This window comes from Psychrobacillus sp. FSL W7-1493, from assembly GCF_038004905.1.
Taxonomy (GTDB): domain Bacteria; phylum Bacillota; class Bacilli; order Bacillales_A; family Planococcaceae; genus Psychrobacillus.
This window is the reverse complement of record NZ_JBBOSB010000001.1, coordinates 86,385-105,919: the sequence shown is the minus strand read 5'-3', so window position 1 is coordinate 105,919 and position 19,535 is coordinate 86,385. Positions and strand designations below refer to the sequence as shown.

Sequence of the window (19,535 nt, the reverse complement as noted above, 5' to 3'; positions counted from 1 at the left end):
TAATGAAGTACTTGGGCATAAAATTCAATTTGTTTATACAAAAAAATAGGAGATTTAATCGTAACCTAATCTGTTTATTTTGAGTTTTTCCCCTTGTATTTTAAGATTCTTCTTAGTACATGAAACGTTTAAATTTGAGATTGAAATGTTATACTTACATTGATTTAAATAAGTTATAAAGAGGAGAATGTCTAATGATTATCGTTACGAATCGTATTAAAACAAAACCAGGATTTGCAGAAAGAATGGCTCCAAACTTTACAAAGCCAAGCCCACTTCAAGAAATGGAAGGCTTCGTAAAAGTAGAGGTTACTATTACACAGGGTACCACTGAATATGATGAAATGAATGTCAATATGTATTGGGAAAACGAAGAAAGCTTCCAAGCATGGAAAAATAGCGACCTCTTCAAGGCAGCACATAAACGTCCAGAACCAGGTTCTGCAGAAGCATCGAAAGAATCTCCACTATTAGGTAGCGAGTTAATCATTTCTAAAGTGGCTTCTACTGTTGGAGCAATTTCCATCTAAATAAATTATTAAAAGGAGCAAGTGATGTTATATCGCTTGCTCCTTTGCATTTATTTATCGATTATCGATACGATAGATTCCTTTTTTATCCCTTAATAAGCATCCATTGGCTTTAAAAATCCGAATCATGTATTCATTGTTCTCATCTGTACTACCTACATAATATGTCGCATGCATATTCTTTAAAAGCTCTAATGAATATAAGTGAAGTACCTTCCCTAAACCTTTACCTCTATGCTCTGGAGTTACTCCAAAGTAAAACAATCTACCTTCCTCAGTAGTTCCGTCTTCTATATGAGGAATACTGATACCCAAAGGTTCTTTTGCTTTATAGAAGATATGACAATGGTTACGCCAGTTAGAACCTAACTCATTTAAGAAGGCATCCATAATTTGATCAATAGAGAATAAATTATTTTTGTTCGCAGATCCGCTTCGACATGCATCATATAGTTTGGCAAATTCCTCATCCCTCATCAAGCTATCCGAAAGAGATTGCACAAAAATAGAACTATCTAAAATAAAGTGTTCTTCTAGTGTTCTTGTATATTCCACCACGGAAGAAACCTTATGAAAACCTTCATTTAATAATTGTTCCTCATACTCCGCATCCATCAGAAGCGACAGATAATTTACCTGATTGCTTTCCCAATCTGCTAAAATATTTTTTAGTTCTGCCCAATATTCTTCTTTAGATTGACTCATTTTTATTTGATCGGCAAGCCAGTATTCCTGGTCTTTTTTTATGACGTTAAAAGCAACCATCTGTGCGCCCCCTATAAGTCGTCTATATGCGTAATTCTGTTTCTACCATTTCGCTTGGAATAATATAACGCTTGATCAGCCTTCTCTACCACGCTTGCATGCGTGTCTTCGGATGTATATGTTGCTATCCCCATGCTTATCGTCACTTCACCTATCACCCAATTTGCTGCTTCTATTTCCTGCCTTAAACGTTCTCCCTGGTTTTTAGCCTGTTGTGCATTAGTAAACGGGAGAAGAACGATAAACTCCTCCCCTCCGTATCTAAGTAATGTATCCGCTGGACGTACTGTTACTTCGGCTATTTTAGCTAGTTGCTCTAGCACTTGATCTCCCATTGTGTGACCCCAAGTATCGTTCACTTGCTTAAAATGATCGATATCTATTAAGCATAAGGAAAAAGCCTGTCCTTTCTGCTCGTAATGTATGATCATCTCTTCTAGCTTGATATGAAAATAACGACGGTTTTTTAAACCAGTCAATTTATCAGTTATAGCTAATCTCTCTAGCTTTCTATTTAGTTCAAGTAGCTTTTCTTGCTTTTCCTCTATTTCTTCATGAAGCTCTTCTAATTTAGAAAGAGCAAGTTCTTTTTCTCGAAATGCTTCCTCTAATTGCTTTTTGGCTAGCCTTATTTCTTGTTCATATCCTATTCGTTTTCCCATAGAAACTAATACACAGTCAATTACATCTGCACCCTCTCGAGTAGCTTTTTTCCCGTTTAACAACACAGGAATGCTCTGCCCATCCTTATGCTGTAGACTAAGAAATAATTCTTCCATATGTCCATATAATCGTATATAAGGATAAAAATAAGTATGGAATATAAACTGATTCGTTTTAGACATGATTGTTTCTATATGTTTTTGAGAAAGATCGTCAAAGGAAAACCCTATCATTTGAAGAAAGGTTTTATTCATATCAATTAGCATACCTTCTTGACTAATAGTGACATAGCCACAAGGTGCCAAATCCAAACGTTCCTCCATAAAATGTCATTCCCTTCCCTACACCTGGTATAGATACTCTTTAATGAGCTCTGCTGTTTCACACGGGTGACTTAGGTGAGGATAATGACCCTTTACATCCATTATCTTAAATTCACTATTCTCTATATGACGGTGTAAATATTCTCCTACCTGAATAGGAACAATACTGTCTTCTGAGCATTGAATGATTAGCACCGGAATAGATGATTTCTCTAAATCTTTACGATGGTCAGAAAAGAAGGTCACCTCTGCAAATTGTTTTGTTATCTTCGGATTTGTTGAACTAAAACTTTTTTCTACTTCCTTTGCTACCGCGGGGTGTTTTTCAGTGGCAGCCACTATTGGAGCCATATAGCTTGCCCACCCTATAAAATTCATCTCCATCATATCTAGCATCTCGTGGATATCTCTTTCATCGAATCCACCGTAATACTCGTGATCATTAAGATATCTCGGAGATGGTCCAATCATAACCAACTTCTGAAAAACATCCGGCTTTTGAATCGCTGCTAACATACCAATCATGGAGCTTACCGAATGACCTACAAATATAACGTCTCTCAATTCCAATGCCTCTACTATGTCTAAGACGTCTCGGACATAGCCTTTAAGCGAGGCGTATTTCTCTGCATTATAAACACTTAAATCCGATTCACCGGAACCAACATAATCAAATAATACAATTTTATAGTCATTCAAAAATGAAGGAATAATATGCCTCCACATCGTTTGGTCACATCCAAAGCCATGCGCAAACATGATTACTTTTTCCTTATTTCCAATTACTTTTACATTATTACGTTTTAATACTTCACTCATAGGAACACCTCTAGTTTATTTCATACCTTATATAAAAGGCTTCCTTTTCTTTTGAAAGGGAAGCCTTACATAGATTTGATAATTTAACCAATGTATATATTACCAATATACTATTTTATTGAATTTTATTCTAGGTAAAAGAATGAAATGCTACTAACATCCTAGAGTCTACTTCCTTGTTCTTTTTAAAAATTCCCTCGTTCGATCCTGTAAAGGATGGTTAAATATTTGGTCTGGAGGTCCTTCCTCTGCAATGACTCCTTTGTCCATGAAGACTATACGATCAGAGACTTCCTTGGCAAATTCCATTTCATGCGTAACAATCAACATGGTCAGGCCAGTATTCGCAAGCTCTTTCATAACTTTTAATACCTCACCGACCATTTCTGGATCAAGTGCAGATGTAGGCTCATCAAACAGCATTACATCAGGATCCATAGACAAAGCTCGTGCAATAGCTACTCTCTGCTTTTGTCCACCAGACAATTGCTTTGGCTTAGCATTGACGTAGCCATCCATGCCTACCACCTTTAAATATTTCATCGCAACTTTTTCGGCTTCTTCCTTAGAACGTTTTAATACCTTTACCTGTCCAACTGAACAGTTGCTTAATACATTATGATTATTAAACAAATTAAACTGCTGAAATACCATACCAAGCTTTGTCCTATAGGAATTGATATCATGCTTATTATCTAAAATATTATTTCCTTTATAAATAATTTGTCCCCCACTAGGCTTTTCCAATAAATTAACACATCGCAGAAGTGTTGATTTGCCCGATCCTGAAGAGCCTATGATACATACAACCTCACCTTTTTTTACAGAGAAATTTATATCTTTTAAAACTGCATGTGCTCCAAAGGATTTGCTTAGATGTTGAATATCAATTACGTGTTCCATATTTGCTCCTCCTTTGTTTACTTGTTTTCATAAGGACCTTTTGGCAGTACAGCCATTTGCATAGGCTGACCAATGACAGTGTAATTTTCGGGTCCATCTAGTTTCTTTTCAAAATGTCGTAAAATTAATGTAACCGCAAACGTCATGATGAAGTATAAAATACAAGCTACAAAGAATGACTCAAAATATCTGAAATTGTTTCCAGCTACAGACTTCGTTTGGAAGTATAATTCCGTTACCCCTATCACATTTAAAACAGAGGTATCTTTAATATTAATGATGAATTGGTTGCCCGTTGCTGGAAGTATGTTACGGATAACCTGGGGTAACACAACATATAGCATAGTTTGAATGTGATTCATCCCTATCGCTTGTGATGCCTCAAATTGTCCCTTATCAATTGAAATGACTCCCCCCCGAACAATTTCAGCCATATACGCTCCCGTATTAATAGATACAATAAAAATTGCTGCTAGTAAACGATCCATATCTAACCCAAAGGCCAGTGATGATCCATAAAAGATGACCATAGCTTGGACGATCATTGGTGTCCCTCGGAAGAATTCTATATAGATGGACAGAATAAGATTAACCAGCTTTAAAAAATATCTACTTACCCTCTTTTCAGGTAGTGGGATGGTCCTAATAACGCCTGCTAATAATCCAATGATTGCTCCTACAATAGTTCCTATAATAGAAATCAACAGGGTTACTCCTGCTCCACGCAAAAACATCGGCCAGTTATTGGTGATAATGGAGATAATCCATTCTAAACTCATTGTCTTCCTCCTTACACTTTCTGTTGCCTCGAACATCCACTAACCAATTGCGTAAGTACTTTAAAAAATGAAACGGCTGCTTTTATTAGCAGCCGTTAGTATACTTATTCTGCAGCTGGTTGATTGGAAATAGCATTATCCATAATTTCTTGACGCTCTTCTTCTGAAATTCCTGCTAATATTTCATTTATTTTATCTGTTAAATCGCTACCTTTTTTCAATCCTACTGCAACAGCTGTTTCTTCTTCATCTGCAACAAATCCTTCTTCGAATTCAACCATGCTGAAGTTGTCATTTGCAGAGGAAGCACTAATTCCTTCTGGACGTTCAGATACATAACCGTCGATCATACCAGATTCCAGTGCTACACGCATTGCTGGAAAGTTATCTGATGCAGGCTGTTTTTTTACACCTTTAATTTGGTCTATCACTCCGTAGTGAGAAGTATTTAATTGGCCTGTGACTTTTGCTCCATTAAAGTCTTGAATGGAAGTGGCACCCTCAAATTTTCCGCCCTTTTTTACAACCATAACAAAGTTGGAAGTATAATAGTTTTCAGAGAAATCGATTGTTTTTTTACGCTCTGCTGTTGGTGACATTCCAGCAATAATTGCATCAATCTTACCCGAAGTTAAAGCTGGAACTAGACCGTCCCATTCGGTTTTAACGATTACCAGTTCTTTACCTAAGCCTTCTGCAATTTTTTTAGCAATTTCTACATCGTATCCACCAGCATACTCTGCGTTACCGTCCAATTTTACTCCACCGTTTTTGTCGTCCATTTGAGTCCAGTTGAAGGGGGCATATCCTGCCTCAAGTCCTACAGTAAATGTATCTTGAGCAGATGCTGATCCACTGCTTTCTTCCTCTTTAGTTCCACAAGCAGCAAGCAATAAAAAAATGGATAGTAAAAATGTTAATGTAAATAGTCTCTTTTTCATCTCTAGTAATCTCCTTTTTTAAAGTTATTATATGTATGCAACCATACAAAAAGGACAACTGTACAAAAAAAGACTTGAGGTAGACTCAGGTCATAATGTATGGTTGCCCTAAATCCTCTACTTTTCCCCATGAGATAGCACACCATTATAAACCGGGACGTTTATAACGGACAGTCCTGCAATTCTTCACTGCAGACCCAGCATGTAATAATGAGTTTATTACAAGCTTCGGCGACATTTCCTTCTCCTTAGTATCTAAGCATCTCAAGCTCCTCTAAGGACTGTTAAATATCGCGCCTCTACCTCACTTATAAAAGCGAGGTTATATTCAATTAGTTGTTCATAGTCTACAATAGAGATTTTCATCTGTCAACAAACATTCTATTGATTAATCAAAATATTACTATTTTTATAACTTCATTATTCTAAATAGAAACGAACAGTCTTATTTAAAAAATGAACCAATAATACGGGGAATAAATAAGAAAAAATCTGCTAAAGTAAATGTATTTTCCACTTTATCAAAGACATCCATTTTTGACTTTTCGTTCGGTTTGTATGTCGTTACTGTATCGCCTTGAATTGGCTCAATCCCATCATTGAAACTTATACGTATAGAATGGCAGTTCACATAATCAGACGAATCCATCACCTGAAAATGTATATGAGGCTCAGAGGAGTTTCCAGAATTTCCACAAAGGCCAATTGTTTGTCCCTGCTTCACCGCGTCTCCTTCTTTTACTACTATAGAATATTGTTTAAAATGCGCAAGCAAGCTATATTCTCTATTTTTATGCTCCAAAATGACATAGTTTCCGGCTGGTTCTTTTTCATTCATTTCTCCGGGAATATTATCTACAATATTATTCATAACCTTTACTACCTTACCGTCTGCTGGCGCAACTACCTCTTTATCAAAAGCATAGTAACTTTCATTGAGTAATCTATTATCCTTATACGTCTGACCATCCTTCATCCTCACTAAATCATATGCATAGCGCTGAGATTCATAAACGTAATGATAATTAAGAAATTCATTCGTCCCACCCCAGAAAACAAGCCATTCTTCTTTAATAGGCATTATATATTTATTTTTGGTGTAACGTTGATCGCTTTTAGGGAAGGTTACATAAGGTTTTAATACTATGCCCTGGATGTAGTTAGCCGTATCAAAGGTTACACTAACTATTCTCTCCTTATTGTTATCTAACCATAAATACTGAGTTGAATAACCCATTTCGATCTTTTTATACATTTGGTAGCTTTCAACACCGTGATTAAAGGAAATGGCTAAATCAGTAAATTGGTCCAGTGATACTAGCTCTTTAAATTCTTTAACGCATTGGTTATAAATTTCTTCATGGTTTCCATATAAGAATACTTCTCCAAAACTTTCTGGAGTTATAAATTCCTCTACATTCATGGCTCTGTTTACCTCCAATTTATAACACTGTCAGTATTTATCATGTAATACGGAAAAAGTTAACTAAGGTTTCACTTAACATGAAAAGTAAAAGGAAACGAGGGTGTAGATTCTCCGTTTCCTTTTGCAGATTTTATTTATTTCTTTTTTGTATTGTTGATATCGAAGGAAAAGTTTCACATGGAACATAAATAGAAATTGAGAATAGCCTACATCTACACTTTAAAGGGTAGACATAGGCCTTAAACTAAACGAGTGGAAATGACAATCTTGCGTAGTCATTCCCACCCTAAATCAATTATTTTTGTATAAACATTTGAGTCCAATAGTTTCCGTCTTTCACGTAACCTACCCCAATATGAGTATAGTTTTTGTTTAAGATATTGGCTCTATGTCCTTCACTATTCATCCAAGCGTTAACTACTGCTTTCGCAGTCGTTTGACCTTGTGCGATATTTTCTCCTGCTGATTTATAGCTAATTCCAAAATTCTTCATCATTGTAAATGGAGTTCCATAAACAGGACTTGTATGGCTAAAATATTTTTGATCGTGCATATCTTGTGATTTATATTGTGCCACTCTTCCTAGCTCCCAGTCATAGCTTAATGGAGACAGGCCAGCATTTGCTCTTTCAACATTTACCAGTTTAATTACATCTTGTTCAATGTTATAAGAATCTTTTGTAGGAACATTTATTTTTTGTCCTGGATAAATAAGATTTGGATTTTCTAACTGAGGATTTTTCTCAATTAATTCTGAAACTCCAGTTTGTGTTTTTACTGCTATTTTCCATAGAGAATCTCCTGATACAACGGTATAGGTATTAGCTGCAAATGCAGTTAGTGGTAATAATAAAGAAATTGCGACTGCTACTGCAGCAACTTTTAATTTGGTTCTAAACAAGGTAATCTTCCTTTCTTTTTTTACTCTATTAATATAGTAAAATAAAAAAGTCCTATAAATCATCCCTTAATAATTGGATGTAATTTTACAGTTAGATTACAAAGAAAAACAAATAAAAGAGAAAGCTTGATAGTATGGGGAAAATAATTGGTTCAAAGGTAACGCTTTTGAAATATTCAAGGAGGAAAATTCCTCTATAGACAAATTCTTTTTATAATTTTTCCGTTTTTTTAAAAGTTAGGTTAAGTCTACTGTCCTATACAACAATGAGTGTTTAAGATATATTAAAAACAGGTGATTATATGAATATTAAAAATTATTTAAACAACGAACGTTTTCTCTCTGGAACAACTATGAAAGACCCTACTGCTTGGGAAGAGAACAATATGGCCTTACACATCTGTGAAAATCCACTAAACATAATAGAAAATCGCAAGAAATTAGCGGCCCAGATCAATTGCAGTTTAGATAATTTCGTTTGTGCCAATCAAACCCATAGTGCAAATTTCTATAAAGTTACTGCGATTGATAAAGGGCATGGAGCAACGCTTTTGGAAACTGCTATTAAGGACACAGACGCTCTTTACACATTTGAACCAAACCTATTGTTATGCAGTTTTACAGCAGATTGCGTACCAGTCATTTTTTATAATGAAACTAATGGGCTTATTGGAGTCATTCACTCTGGTTGGCAAGGAACCATCAAGGAAATTACAAGCCAACTATTTGAGCATCTGAAAACACACGAACAATGCAACCCAGCTGACTTTCATGTACAAATAGGCACTGCACTAAGCCAAGAAAAGTTTGAAGTGGATGAAGATGTCTACACAAAATTTAAGAACCTAGGGTATGCAGATGACTTTATGTATTACAGAGAAGAAACAGGTAAATATCATATCGATAATCAATTGACCGTTCAAAAGCAGTGTGAACTGGCTGGTATACCGCTTGAACAGATTTCTATAGATCGCACATGTACTTTTTTAAGTCCAGATGGCTTCTCTTACCGAGAGGATAGAAATACTGGGAGACATTTAAGTTTTATAATGAGGAAGAAATAACTTTCTAAAATAGGCTGTAATCTCTTTAATCAATTAATAGACGTCTCATTACTAAAAATGTTACTCAAGCTTCATTTAAACAGCCCGGTTCTTCACAGAATTGGGCTGTTTTTTTAAGTAAAGTATTCAAATTTTGCATTAGGAAAGAACTTTTCCATATAACTATATAGATGCTCTTTGATGTCTTCCTCTTCTTCTTTTTGATAAATGTATTTTCCTATACCATACTTCCCCCATTTTATTCTTCGGGATTCTTCGTCCAGTTCAAGCTTAGTCATTGGGTAGTTTTTTTCGATTACCTTTTTAGCTGGCTTCGTAAAACGATGCTGGATGAATTCAAAGGTAATATCATCTCGTGCATCCTTTGGAAGCTCTGCATCTAATCGTTCAAACATATGATAATACCCTTCTTTCCACCCTTCATGAAGATATATAGGAGCGACAATGAACCCAAGTGGATATCCTGCTCTCGCAACCTTTCCTGCAGCCTCAATCCTCTTGTCTAATGGAGAAGTACCAGGCTCAAAATTTTTAATCACATAATCTGCATTTACACTAAAGCGAAATCTGGTTTTTCCATTATGCTTTGCATCCAATAAATGATCTACAAAGTGAAATTTTGTCACAAATCGTAGTCTACCGAATTCCGATTTACCAAAATGTTCAATCGCTCTTTTTAAGGTATGAGTTAAATGATCTATTCCCACGATATCAGAGGTACAGGATGCTTCGAATCTTGTGATTTCCGGCGCACGTTCTTCCATATACTGATCAGCTGCTCCGAGAATTTCGTCTACATTCACATATGTACGGATATAAGGTTTGGTCCCCATCGTTGTTTGTAAATAGCAATAATGGCAATGCCCCATACAACCAGTAGCAAAAGGAATGGCATATTCCGCAGAAGGCTTCGAGGTATCAAATTTCAAGGTTTTTCGTATTCCTACAACTAGGGTAGACTTAGCAATACGGTATTTTTGAAAGTCATTATCGCCAGGAAGGTTACGTATTTGGTTATGAGAGGTTGTGTAATGAATTTCTTTTCCCATCTTCTCAAACTTTTCTTTCAGTTCTCTACCTAGTGGATAATCCAGCGCCTTTGGCTCAAAATACACAAGCTGAGGTGTAAATGGTTTTCTCATGTTCAACCTCCATTATTGAAAATAGTGACGATACGCTTGCTCTGCTTCATAGGCACTTGTATAAATAGCCATATCAGCTGTTAAAGGGTAATACGTTTCATATACAAAAACAGCTAGTCCATCCGGATTATCTGGATCATTAACTACTGCCGCCGATTGAATGTTAGCGACACTTTGAATATGGGGGTTTCTATAAAAAACATAAACGATATCTCCTGCTGTATAATCTTCCATTTGCTTCTCTCACACTCCTAGCTTTTTAACTAGCTTGGCTTTCCTAAGAGAATTTATGTAATAAATACAATTGAAAAAACCATATTCGCTAAATCGAATATGGTTTTTTTATTGAAATCAATTTCATAATTCCTCTTTAAAAGACCCTACAACATATTAAATATAAAGAAATTAGTGATTCGCTACATATATTGCGGTAACCAAGGAATGTTTTAATCCTTATTTCATTCAGACAGACCATCCCTCAGAAAAAATAAATAGGAGAATTTTAAAAAAGTATAAGTTCTACATTTATATTCGGTTAACTAAACATATGCTTTAGTAAACCTAAGAAAAAAGGAGCTGCCCATTGATTATATATGTCGTTAATAATGGAGATACGCTTTGGGAAATTGCTAATCGGTATCAAATAGATGTAAATGCGATTTTACAAGCGAACCAATTACCTGATCCAAATACTCTATTGGTTGGTCAATCACTTATTATTCCTATTTATGGAATATATCATACAGTTCAAACTGGCGAAACTCTTTGGTCAATTGCACAACAGTATGGTATTACGGAACAATCTATTCTTCTTTCTAACAGACTTGCAAACCCAAATCTCTTATATCCTGGTGAGCGAATTTTTATTCCTCCTATCATTCATGTTGTGCAGCCTGGTGAAACACTACGACAAATTGCTAGCCTTTATGGTACTACTATTCAAGCACTTATTAATCAAAATAGAATACAAACGCCTGGCCTCCTATATCCAGGAACACAACTAATCATTCCTAGAGTCAAGCCATTAATCGAAGTGAACGCCTATACCTATCAGAAAGAAGAGGATGCCGTCAAGACGGTAAACAGTCTTCAATCTCTACTCACCTATATTAGTCCCTTTGCTTACAAGCTTACAGAAAGTGGAGATTTAGAGCCCTTACAGGACGAACTGTTAATAGAAGCAGCTATTACCGACAATATTGTACCAATGATGGTGGTCACCAATTTTTCATCTACTGAGGCTGGAACTAATCTCATGCATGTCATTTTCTCTAATCCAGATATATTAAAGAAATTGATGACAAACATTCTTCAGATTATGGAGGATAAGGGTTATAGAGGATTGAATATTGACCTGGAAAACGTTTTACCAGAAGACAGAGATGCTTATACGTCCTTTCTCCAGCTAGCAGTAGATACACTTCATCCTAAAGGGTACTTTGTTTCCACTGCAGTGGCGCCTAAAGTTAGCGAGACTCAGTCCGGCTTGCTATATGAAGCACATGATTATGAAGCACATGGAAAAATTGCAGATTTTGTGATCCTAATGACGTATGAATGGGGTTGGCGCGGTGCATCTCCTCAAGCGATCTCCCCTGTCAATCAAATGAAAAAGGTAGTAGAATATGCTTTAACTGTTATTCCTGCAGACAAACTATTTTTAGGCTTTCAAATATATGCAAGAGACTGGCGAATTCCTCATCAGGCTGGGCAAATTGCAGAGACCTTTAGCCCGCAGGATGCAATAACATTGGCTACCCAATACGGAGCAAGAATACAGTTTGATACAGTGGCTCAATCACCTTTTTTTAATTACACAGATGAGCAGGGACAAAAGCATGAGGTTTGGTTTGAGGATGCTCGAAGTGCTCAGGCTAAATTTAATTTAGTCAAACAATATCGTTTGAGAGGCATTAGTTATTGGGTGTTAGGTTATTCCTTCCCTCAAAACTGGGTATTGTTAGATGACAACTTTGAAGTAAAGAAAATAAAAGATTAAAGCCGATCTCCTCTCATTTAGATATTGAGCGATAAGTCTATAAAAAAGAAAAGAACCTACCATCTATAGAAGTTGGTAGGTTCTTGATGATCTATAAATAATGCTTAGACTATATCGTCTATAACTTCACTAACGTCTTCCAAAGGTTCCATGTTCTCTGCTACCTTTTGGTCTACTTTTAGTCGAAGTGTTTCTGCAGTTTCTGCATGTACATCCTTAAGTAGCTCTGGGTTGTTCATAAGAGACATACCGTAAGATGGAATCATCTCTTTTATTTTTGGCTCCCACTCCGTTATATGATCTGGGAAGCATCGTTTAAGGACGTCCAACATAACTGGTACTGCAGTAGAGGCACCTGGAGAAGCACCTAATAAGGCTGCAATGGAACCATCCTCTGAAGTGATAACTTCTGTACCAAATTGAAGAGTTCCTTTTCCTCCAGCTTCAGTGTCCTTGATGACTTGTACACGTTGGCCTGCTACAACTAAGTCCCAATCCTCTGCTTTAGCATCTGGGATAAAGATTCGTAGCTCTTCCAAGCGTTGTTCTTTAGACAGCATAACCTGTTGTACCAAATATTTTGTTAGAGACATCTCTTTTGCTCCTGCTGCTAGCATTGTAAAGAGATTATGTGGCTTAACAGAAGTTACTAAATCCATCATCGATCCAGTTTTTAGGAACTTCGGTGAGAAACCTGCGAAAGGTCCAAATAGTAGTGATTTTTTATTATCAATAAAACGAGTATCCAAATGAGGTACAGACATTGGCGGAGCCCCAACAGCAGCTTTACCATATACCTTAGCATGATGCTTCGCAACTATTTCAGGATTGTTACATACCATGAATATACCGCTTACTGGGAAGCCCCCGATATGTTTCCCTTCAGGAATACCCGATTTTTGTAAGAGATGTAGACTTCCGCCTCCACCACCAACAAAAACGAATTTTGCTTTATGATTCTCAATTTTGCCTTCTGCAAGGTTTTTCACTTTTACTTCCCATTTGCCATCTGGCGTACGGTTTAAATTCTCTACACTAGACTTATAATTGACCTTAACATTTTTAGTCTTTAAGTGATCGAACAACATACGAGTCAATGCCCCAAAGTTAACATCTGTACCAGAGTCAATTTTAGTTGCAGCAATCGCTTCATTAGCCGTACGGTTTTCCATGATCAATGGAATCCATTCTTTTAACTGTGCTGGATCATCAGAGAATTCCATTCCTTCAAATAATGGATTTTGAGTCATCGCTTCAAAGCGTTTTTTCAAGAACTCCACATTTTCTGTCCCCTGAACCATACTCATATGTGGCAATGGCATAATAAAGTCCTGAGGATTTTTGATTAAATTACTTTTTACAAGATGAGACCAAAATTGCATAGAAACCTGAAACTGTTCGTTTACATTGATTGCTTTTGTGATATCAATAGAACCATCTGGTCTTACAGAAGTGTAGTTTAGCTCACAAAGAGCTGCATGTCCTGTTCCCGCATTATTCCATTCATTTGAGCTTTCTTCGCCTGCACTGTCAAGCTTCTCAAATACTTTTATATCCCACTCCGGTACTAATTCTTTTAAAAGCGTTCCTAAAGTCGCGCTCATAATACCGGCACCAATTAAGATAACATCTGTTTTAGTTTCTGTGTTGCTCACTTTTACCATCCCTATACTTTATATTTGCAGAAGCCTTGTTAACGTTACGAAAACAAAGAGTTAGTTAACTCTGCTTCTGACTCTATATAACCGTGACTATTGCTTTAAATTTGTTTATAAGTTCAGAATATCTATTCTATTATAATATAATTAATGATTTTTTTAAAGTGTGTAGAAATTGTGAATTAATTTAGATTAATGGGACTAAACAAACCCAAACTGTCTCCTCCCCATTGTTTATTCCCTCCTCCATCTAATTGATAAATAAAGTAATTACCAACCGTCAATGCATCTTCTTTATGAGTTCGAATAGCACTAAAATACTCTTGGAAAATGTACGGCCCCTCATGGTGCTTAAATACACGTTCCGATTTAAATATGCACTATGAACAGGGCGTGTTAGTAGCGAGTCAGAGAGATGTTGTGTAACATAATTTTGGGGTAGAATCGCAATTCCTAAACCTTCCTCTACTAATACTTTTATCATTTCAAATCTTTCTATTTTATATGATATATGGGGTGTTACATTTTCCTGTTCAAATGCTTTTAATATTTGGGCACTTGTTTGAAACTCCGGCATCCCTATGATTAATGGTTCCTCGGTAAAATCCTTAAGCATAAGCTGTTCTTTTTGTGCAAAAGGATGATCTTTTTTTATAAGTACAACATATGGTTCGTTGTACAATAATTCACTTTGTATTTCTTCATCCACAATGTGCTGGTTTGTAATTACTCCATGCACATGTAAGCCTAGTAATGCTTGTCTTACTGTTTGATTATACAGCGTGTCAATTAAAGTAAGCTGATTGGATGGGTATAGCTTCTGATAATCTGTAATGACCTGTGACAACCAATAATTTGCCGATTCGATTACCCCTAATCTTATTTCTAATTGTTCTCCTTTTGAGAGCTCCCTTAACTCCGTTTGCATGACCTCGAACTGAGCAACTAAGCCTTTCGACCGTTCCCAAAACTGCTGTCCCATTTCTGTTAATTGAAACTGCTTTGTTGTTCTTTCTATTAACGGAGTATCCATTTCTTGTTCAAGTGCCTTAATGGCGTTACTTAATGAAGGCTGAGAAATGTGCAAGGCCTTAGCTGCCCTGGAAAAGCTGCGATATTTTACGGTGGCATTGAAGTAATACATCTTTCGTAAATCCATCTCTTCACCCCCATTTATAGTTTTAAACTATTATAATATAAAAAATTAATATTGGTTATTATAAATATTTAAAATTATACTAACAATATGATTTTTTAGATAAATGAGGGTGGAAATATGCATAAACCTACAGATTTAAAAGTATGGCAAGGTCGGGTGGATCATGAGTCAGACCACACTTACTACCGTTATCATCAAGTAGTTCGGTTGGCGTCTCTAAAGACTCAAGGGAAAGTCGGTGTAATTGGCTTTGCTTGTGATGAAGGAGTACACCGTAACAATGGACGAATTGGAGCCAAAAATGCGCCTCTAGCTTTACGCAAGCAGCTAGCAACATTACCTTGGCGTCATGCCGTTCATGAAAACGCTTTAATAGACTATGGGAATGTTATTTGCGAGGGCAATGAATTAGAGCAAGCTCAGATTGAACTCGGAGAAAAGGTGGCCAATATTTTATCCAGTGGAAAGGCAATCGTACTTGGTGGTGGACATGAAACATTATATGGACAGTATCTAGGTGTGCGAAAAGCATTTGGCCCCGATGCGTCCATTGGAATACTTAATATAGATGCACACTTTGACATGCGTTCATACGATAAACAGACTTCCTCAGGCACTATGTTTAAGCAAATTTTAGATGAGGATCCAAATGCACATTATTTCGTTTGCGGTATTCAACAATATGGCAATACCACGGCCTTATTTAATATAGCAGATCAGTATAAGGTAACCTATTTTACAGATGAACAGCTGGACTTTCCTTCGTTTACTATAGAGTTACATAACTTTATGGATACACATGATGTGTTACTCGTTACACTTTGTATGGATGTTTTAAATGCAGCTGAAGCGCCTGGAGTCAGTGCACCGTCTCCATTTGGCTTATCAGCTGTAAAGGTCCGAGACATTCTACGCCAAATGGCTTCTCATAAAAAAACAGTCAGCTTTAGTATTTGTGAGGTCAACCCTTTACTTGATGTAGATAACCGGACGGCAAAATTGGGAGCTTACTATATCAATGAAGTAATTATGAATAGTTTCGAATAAACAAGGGGGATACGTATGGTATTAAATCAAATTACAACGCTCAGTCTAGCAGTGGCTTTATTTTTAATCGGTACATTTTTAGTAAAAAGAATTGGATGGTTAAACCGTTTTTGTATTCCAGCACCGGTAGTTGGCGGCTTAATCTTTGCGATTTTAGCAACGGTGTTAAAAAGTTTCGACATTCTTGATATAACATTAGACACTTCCCTTCAGTCTATTTTCATGATTACCTTTTTCACAACAATTGGATTAGGGGCAAGCTTTAAGCTTGTAAAATTAGGCGGAAAACTACTCGTCATATATTGGTTAGCTTGTGGATTTCTAGCTTTAATGCAAAACGTAATTGGTGTCTCATTGGCAAAAGTAATGGATATTCACCCTCTGATTGGTGTGATGGCAGGAGCTGTTTCCATGGAGGGGGGACATGGAGCTGCTGCTGCATATGGAGAAACCATTGAAAGCCTTGGAATTCCGTCTGCTATATCAATTGGTATGGCTGCCGCTACATGTGGTTTAATTGCTGGTGCTCTTGTTGGTGGTCCAGTCGTTCAATATTTAATACGCAAGTTCAACTTAAAGCCAGCTTCTGAAGAAACAGAAGAATATGTAGAAAAAGCACAGCACGAAATTACCGAGAAATCTTTTATGGTACAAGTCTTCTTAATTACCTTCTGTATGGCTGTTGGTACATATGTTGGTGAATGGTTCTCTAATATGACTGGTTTTGTTTTACCGGGCTATGTAGGGGCTATGTTCGTAGCTGTAATTGTTCGTAACATTTTAGACCGTTTTAATCCTGATTTAATTAATATGAAGGAAATTAATTTAATAGGAGATATCTCTCTTGGTATTTTCCTATCTATGGCACTGATGAGCATCAAGCTCTGGGAAGTAGCAGACTTAGCCCTTCCGTTGTTTGTCATCATATTAGCGCAAGTAATCTTCATTGTATTATTCGCGGTAATCGTTCTTTTCCGTTTATTAGGAAAAAATTATGATGCTGCCATTATGGTAGCAGGCTTCCTTGGCCATGGGCTCGGAGCAACACCTAACGCAATGGCCAATATGTCAGCAGTAGTTTCAAAATTTGGACCATCCCGAAAGGCGTTCTTAATAGTACCAATCGTTGGCGCCTTCTTAATAGACGTGTTTGGTATGCCGATTATTATTACTACAATTAATTTGTTTAAATAGACAAAATAAAAGCGCAATCCTTTGAACATCAAAGGTTTGCGTTTTCTTATTGGAATAGGTTATTCAAAATAGTTATCTCGAAGCAAATCTTGACTTCCAAGTCAAAAAGCACAATGTAATATTTCCCAATTAATGTTTGGAGGATTTAAATATTTTATTCTGGGTATCTAATATACTTACGAGTTGAGCTTAGGATGTGATGTTTTTATGTTTGGACTATCTGACCTCTTGTCACTGATTATTTCTGCATTTATCATCTTGCCTGTGGTCGTATTTCTGCGAGAATCCGGTTATTTAATCGTTAGCTGGTTATTCGGAGTAGTAAAACCACGGCTCACAATCGGTTCCGGACCCAGGCTCTTTAAAATTGGAATGATTGATATACGCAAGTACTATCATTTGTATAGCTGGTTTTCATATGATGACTTAAAGCGTAAAAGTAAGTTTGCTTATGTTAGCATTTATTCTGGACCAATATTGGTTAACCTGATTATTGCCCTCCTCATTAACTTCTTAATCGCCAACGGCTGGGCTGCAGAATATAAAACATTTTGGGATCGCTTTGTTTTCTACGCATTCTATTATTTGTTATTTGATATAGTACCCATGATTACGACTAATGGTAAACCGAACAACGGCATGATTATTTATGAAATGATTCGATACGGAAAGAGAATCGACTTTAACGAAGAATCCTTCCTCCCAGCTACTTCAGATGTGGAGAACGAGTACCACGAACAGATGAAGCAAATAGAAGAAATAAAAAAAGAGAGAGAAGAGGAAAAACATGAACACTAAACTATTGTTTTCTTCTCTCTCAAAAGAGCCGATTCAAGAATATCTCCTAAATCGGCTCTTTTTTATATAAAATCGCGTTAATGCATTCTTTATTCGTAAATCTAGCCTAGCCTAGAAGCTAAGCCTAATCCTTTATACCTCCCTTAGACGCCTTGCTTTCAGAGCAAGCCCTTGGTTCAGTATCAAGGCACCTATCATTTGAATGACTGTTTTCACAACTACTTGGCCGACAATTGCTGCAGGCACAGCTTCCCACGGTATAAATCCTGCTCCAAGTGGACTCAATCCAACGATTACAAAAACAACAGAGTCAAGAAGACCTCCCACAATCCCACTGTAAAAAACTCTCCACGCCATTGGTAACTTTAAGCGTGTATAGATTTCTGTATCTGCTGTCTCGGCGATTACAAAAGATAAAGCAGATGCTGCCACAATCATTAAAGTATCTCCAAGTGCAAATGATGCAGTCCCTGATAAGAGTAACGCTAAGAAGATAAATAAATATGTTTTAGCTCTACCATATTTATTTTGCACAAGATCTCGAAATATAAAGGTTGCTCCAACAAAAAGCGTCCCCATAGGAACGATAAACATGCCAAACTCTAACGGTGCAAATCTAGCCGTCACCACATTTGCAATAACAATAGATAATAAATACAATAATATTCTCATTATGCTTCTCCTTTAAATATCACTAACTCTGTAAAGGCTAGTAACATTTATATATTCTTTTCCGCAAGTTCTCGCTTAGTATTTAAATACTCCTCAAGCCCATTTTCACGTAATTTACATGCTGGGCACTCTCCACAACCATCTGCAATGATCCCGTTATAACAGGTTAAAGTTCTTTCTCTCACATACTCAAATACACCAAGTGAATCTGCTAGCTCCCATGTTTGTGCCTTGTTGATCCACATTAATGGTGTATGAATGACAAAGGAACTATCCATTGATAAATTTAATGTCATATTCATCGATTTGATAAAAACGTCACGACAATCGGGATACCCACTAAAGTCTGTTTCACAAACCCCTGTCACGATATGGTTTGCTCCTACCTGACTAGCTAAGACACCAGCAAATGAAAGAAAAAGCAGATTTCTTCCGGGAACAAATGTTGAAGGTAGCTCACCTTTAGCCCTTTCTTCAATTTTTATCTCCTCGCGTGTCAATGCATTAGCTGCAAGCTGATTTAGTAATGACATATCTAGCACATGATGTTCGATGCCAAGCTCTTTTGCTATTTCTTTTGCACAGTCAATCTCTAGACGATGTCTTTGACCATAATCAAAGGTCACGGCCACCACTTCTGCAAAATTTTCAATCGCCCAGAACAAACAAGTCGTACTATCTTGTCCTCCACTAAATACAATAAGTGCTTTACTCTGTTTCATGTATAAATCTCCTTCACGACGAAAAAACAG

20 protein-coding genes and 1 riboswitch are annotated in these 19,535 nt (G+C 36.7%); of the genes, 6 read left to right on the top strand and 14 right to left on the bottom strand.

Going from position 1 to position 19,535, the window contains the following annotated elements; all coding sequences use genetic code 11:
* Nucleotides 1–194 precede the first annotated feature (194 nt).
* Nucleotides 195–530, top strand: a complete 336-nt coding sequence (locus MKX96_RS00520; RefSeq protein ID WP_340881280.1) for a heme oxygenase — start codon at nt 195–197, stop codon at nt 528–530.
* A gap of 54 nt (nt 531–584) precedes the next feature.
* Here the strand turns inward: MKX96_RS00520 and MKX96_RS00515 are convergent, their stop codons facing one another.
* From MKX96_RS00515 to safA, 8 genes are all read right to left on the bottom strand, one after another.
* Nucleotides 585–1,295: a GNAT family N-acetyltransferase gene (locus MKX96_RS00515; RefSeq protein WP_340881278.1), complete on the bottom strand. Its 711-nt coding sequence runs from the start codon at nt 1,293–1,295 to the stop codon at nt 585–587.
* Between the two features lie 11 nt (nt 1,296–1,306).
* Nucleotides 1,307–2,281, bottom strand: a complete 975-nt coding sequence (locus tag MKX96_RS00510) for a sensor domain-containing diguanylate cyclase (protein ID WP_340881276.1) — start codon at nt 2,279–2,281, stop codon at nt 1,307–1,309.
* Nucleotides 2,282–2,299: 18 nt separating this feature from the next.
* Nucleotides 2,300–3,100: an alpha/beta fold hydrolase gene (locus MKX96_RS00505; protein ID WP_340881275.1), complete on the bottom strand. Its 801-nt coding sequence runs from the start codon at nt 3,098–3,100 to the stop codon at nt 2,300–2,302.
* 168 nt (nt 3,101–3,268) lie between these two features.
* Nucleotides 3,269–4,003, bottom strand: a complete 735-nt coding sequence (locus MKX96_RS00500) for an amino acid ABC transporter ATP-binding protein (protein ID WP_340881273.1) — start codon at nt 4,001–4,003, stop codon at nt 3,269–3,271.
* Nucleotides 4,004–4,020: 17 nt separating this feature from the next.
* On the bottom strand, nt 4,021–4,782 hold the full coding sequence (locus tag MKX96_RS00495; protein WP_169359780.1) for an amino acid ABC transporter permease: 762 nt from the start codon (nt 4,780–4,782) through the stop codon (nt 4,021–4,023).
* A 104-nt stretch (nt 4,783–4,886) separates the two neighbouring features.
* Nucleotides 4,887–5,723 carry a transporter substrate-binding domain-containing protein gene (locus tag MKX96_RS00490; protein WP_340881270.1) on the bottom strand — a complete coding sequence of 279 codons (837 nt, stop codon included), beginning with the start codon at nt 5,721–5,723 and terminating at the stop codon, nt 4,887–4,889.
* A 127-nt stretch (nt 5,724–5,850) separates the two neighbouring features.
* Nucleotides 5,851–6,033: riboswitch (Lysine riboswitch) on the bottom strand.
* A gap of 135 nt (nt 6,034–6,168) precedes the next feature.
* Entirely contained in the window at nt 6,169–7,146 is a 978-nt protein-coding gene (locus tag MKX96_RS00485; protein ID WP_340881268.1) for a M23 family metallopeptidase, read from the bottom strand.
* A gap of 298 nt (nt 7,147–7,444) precedes the next feature.
* Nucleotides 7,445–8,050, bottom strand: a complete 606-nt coding sequence (safA, locus tag MKX96_RS00480) for a SafA/ExsA family spore coat assembly protein (protein WP_340881266.1) — start codon at nt 8,048–8,050, stop codon at nt 7,445–7,447.
* 302 nt (nt 8,051–8,352) lie between these two features.
* On the opposite strand from safA, the gene pgeF reads away from it, so the two are divergent.
* Entirely contained in the window at nt 8,353–9,114 is a 762-nt protein-coding gene (gene pgeF / locus MKX96_RS00475; RefSeq protein ID WP_340881265.1) for a peptidoglycan editing factor PgeF, read from the top strand.
* A gap of 113 nt (nt 9,115–9,227) precedes the next feature.
* Here the strand turns inward: pgeF and splB are convergent, their stop codons facing one another.
* Together splB and MKX96_RS00465 are read right to left on the bottom strand one after the other, a co-directional pair.
* Nucleotides 9,228–10,256: a spore photoproduct lyase gene (gene splB / locus MKX96_RS00470; protein WP_340881263.1), complete on the bottom strand. Its 1,029-nt coding sequence runs from the start codon at nt 10,254–10,256 to the stop codon at nt 9,228–9,230.
* Nucleotides 10,257–10,268: 12 nt separating this feature from the next.
* Nucleotides 10,269–10,490: a transcriptional regulator SplA domain-containing protein gene (locus tag MKX96_RS00465; RefSeq protein ID WP_340881262.1), complete on the bottom strand. Its 222-nt coding sequence runs from the start codon at nt 10,488–10,490 to the stop codon at nt 10,269–10,271.
* 349 nt (nt 10,491–10,839) lie between these two features.
* On the opposite strand from MKX96_RS00465, the gene MKX96_RS00460 reads away from it, so the two are divergent.
* Complete coding sequence (locus MKX96_RS00460; protein ID WP_340881260.1) at nt 10,840–12,255, top strand: LysM peptidoglycan-binding domain-containing protein; 1,416 nt, start codon at nt 10,840–10,842, stop codon at nt 12,253–12,255.
* 104 nt (nt 12,256–12,359) lie between these two features.
* On the opposite strand, the gene MKX96_RS00455 is transcribed toward MKX96_RS00460, so the two are convergent.
* The gene (locus tag MKX96_RS00455) at nt 12,360–13,919 is read right to left on the bottom strand and encodes a malate:quinone oxidoreductase (protein ID WP_340881258.1); all 1,560 of its coding nucleotides are present in this window, start codon (nt 13,917–13,919) and stop codon (nt 12,360–12,362) included.
* A gap of 274 nt (nt 13,920–14,193) precedes the next feature.
* Entirely contained in the window at nt 14,194–15,072 is an 879-nt protein-coding gene (locus MKX96_RS00450; RefSeq protein WP_340881257.1) for a LysR family transcriptional regulator, read from the bottom strand.
* A gap of 117 nt (nt 15,073–15,189) precedes the next feature.
* Here MKX96_RS00450 and hutG point away from each other — a divergent pair, with 117 nt between their 5' ends.
* From hutG to MKX96_RS00435, 3 genes are all read left to right on the top strand, one after another.
* Entirely contained in the window at nt 15,190–16,119 is a 930-nt protein-coding gene (gene hutG, locus MKX96_RS00445) for a formimidoylglutamase (RefSeq protein ID WP_340881255.1), read from the top strand.
* A gap of 9 nt (nt 16,120–16,128) precedes the next feature.
* Nucleotides 16,129–17,313 (top strand): sodium/glutamate symporter, encoded by a 1,185-nt coding sequence (gltS, locus tag MKX96_RS00440; RefSeq protein ID WP_340885815.1) that lies wholly within the window; start codon nt 16,129–16,131, stop codon nt 17,311–17,313.
* A 207-nt stretch (nt 17,314–17,520) separates the two neighbouring features.
* Entirely contained in the window at nt 17,521–18,111 is a 591-nt protein-coding gene (locus MKX96_RS00435; RefSeq protein ID WP_340881253.1) for a hypothetical protein, read from the top strand.
* A 132-nt stretch (nt 18,112–18,243) separates the two neighbouring features.
* On the opposite strand, the gene MKX96_RS00430 is transcribed toward MKX96_RS00435, so the two are convergent.
* Both MKX96_RS00430 and queC read right to left on the bottom strand, forming a co-directional pair.
* On the bottom strand, nt 18,244–18,783 hold the full coding sequence (locus tag MKX96_RS00430; protein WP_340881252.1) for a VUT family protein: 540 nt from the start codon (nt 18,781–18,783) through the stop codon (nt 18,244–18,246).
* Nucleotides 18,784–18,830: 47 nt separating this feature from the next.
* Entirely contained in the window at nt 18,831–19,505 is a 675-nt protein-coding gene (gene queC / locus MKX96_RS00425; RefSeq protein WP_340881250.1) for a 7-cyano-7-deazaguanine synthase QueC, read from the bottom strand.
* Between the last annotated feature and the right edge of the window lie 30 nt (nt 19,506–19,535).

What these genes read in the sequence shown, in the direction of transcription:
- MKX96_RS00455 (WP_340881258.1), bottom strand. Translation starts at nt 13,919, where the DNA reads ATGGTAAAAGTGAGCAACACAGAAACTAAAACAGATGTTATCTTAATT.
- MKX96_RS00450 (WP_340881257.1), bottom strand. Translation starts at nt 15,072, where the DNA reads ATGGATTTACGAAAGATGTATTACTTCAATGCCACCGTAAAATATCGC.
- MKX96_RS00465 (WP_340881262.1), bottom strand. Translation starts at nt 10,490, where the DNA reads ATGGAAGATTATACAGCAGGAGATATCGTTTATGTTTTTTATAGAAAC.
- MKX96_RS00505 (WP_340881275.1), bottom strand. Translation starts at nt 3,100, where the DNA reads ATGAGTGAAGTATTAAAACGTAATAATGTAAAAGTAATTGGAAATAAG.
- queC (WP_340881250.1), bottom strand. Translation starts at nt 19,505, where the DNA reads ATGAAACAGAGTAAAGCACTTATTGTATTTAGTGGAGGACAAGATAGT.
- hutG (WP_340881255.1), top strand. Translation starts at nt 15,190, where the DNA reads ATGCATAAACCTACAGATTTAAAAGTATGGCAAGGTCGGGTGGATCAT.
- MKX96_RS00510 (WP_340881276.1), bottom strand. Translation starts at nt 2,281, where the DNA reads ATGGAGGAACGTTTGGATTTGGCACCTTGTGGCTATGTCACTATTAGT.
- MKX96_RS00435 (WP_340881253.1), top strand. Translation starts at nt 17,521, where the DNA reads ATGTTTGGACTATCTGACCTCTTGTCACTGATTATTTCTGCATTTATC.
- MKX96_RS00515 (WP_340881278.1), bottom strand. Translation starts at nt 1,295, where the DNA reads ATGGTTGCTTTTAACGTCATAAAAAAAGACCAGGAATACTGGCTTGCC.
- pgeF (WP_340881265.1), top strand. Translation starts at nt 8,353, where the DNA reads ATGAATATTAAAAATTATTTAAACAACGAACGTTTTCTCTCTGGAACA.
- MKX96_RS00520 (WP_340881280.1), top strand. Translation starts at nt 195, where the DNA reads ATGATTATCGTTACGAATCGTATTAAAACAAAACCAGGATTTGCAGAA.
- MKX96_RS00490 (WP_340881270.1), bottom strand. Translation starts at nt 5,723, where the DNA reads ATGAAAAAGAGACTATTTACATTAACATTTTTACTATCCATTTTTTTA.
- MKX96_RS00430 (WP_340881252.1), bottom strand. Translation starts at nt 18,783, where the DNA reads ATGAGAATATTATTGTATTTATTATCTATTGTTATTGCAAATGTGGTG.
- splB (WP_340881263.1), bottom strand. Translation starts at nt 10,256, where the DNA reads ATGAGAAAACCATTTACACCTCAGCTTGTGTATTTTGAGCCAAAGGCG.
- MKX96_RS00500 (WP_340881273.1), bottom strand. Translation starts at nt 4,003, where the DNA reads ATGGAACACGTAATTGATATTCAACATCTAAGCAAATCCTTTGGAGCA.
- MKX96_RS00495 (WP_169359780.1), bottom strand. Translation starts at nt 4,782, where the DNA reads ATGAGTTTAGAATGGATTATCTCCATTATCACCAATAACTGGCCGATG.
- MKX96_RS00485 (WP_340881268.1), bottom strand. Translation starts at nt 7,146, where the DNA reads ATGAATGTAGAGGAATTTATAACTCCAGAAAGTTTTGGAGAAGTATTC.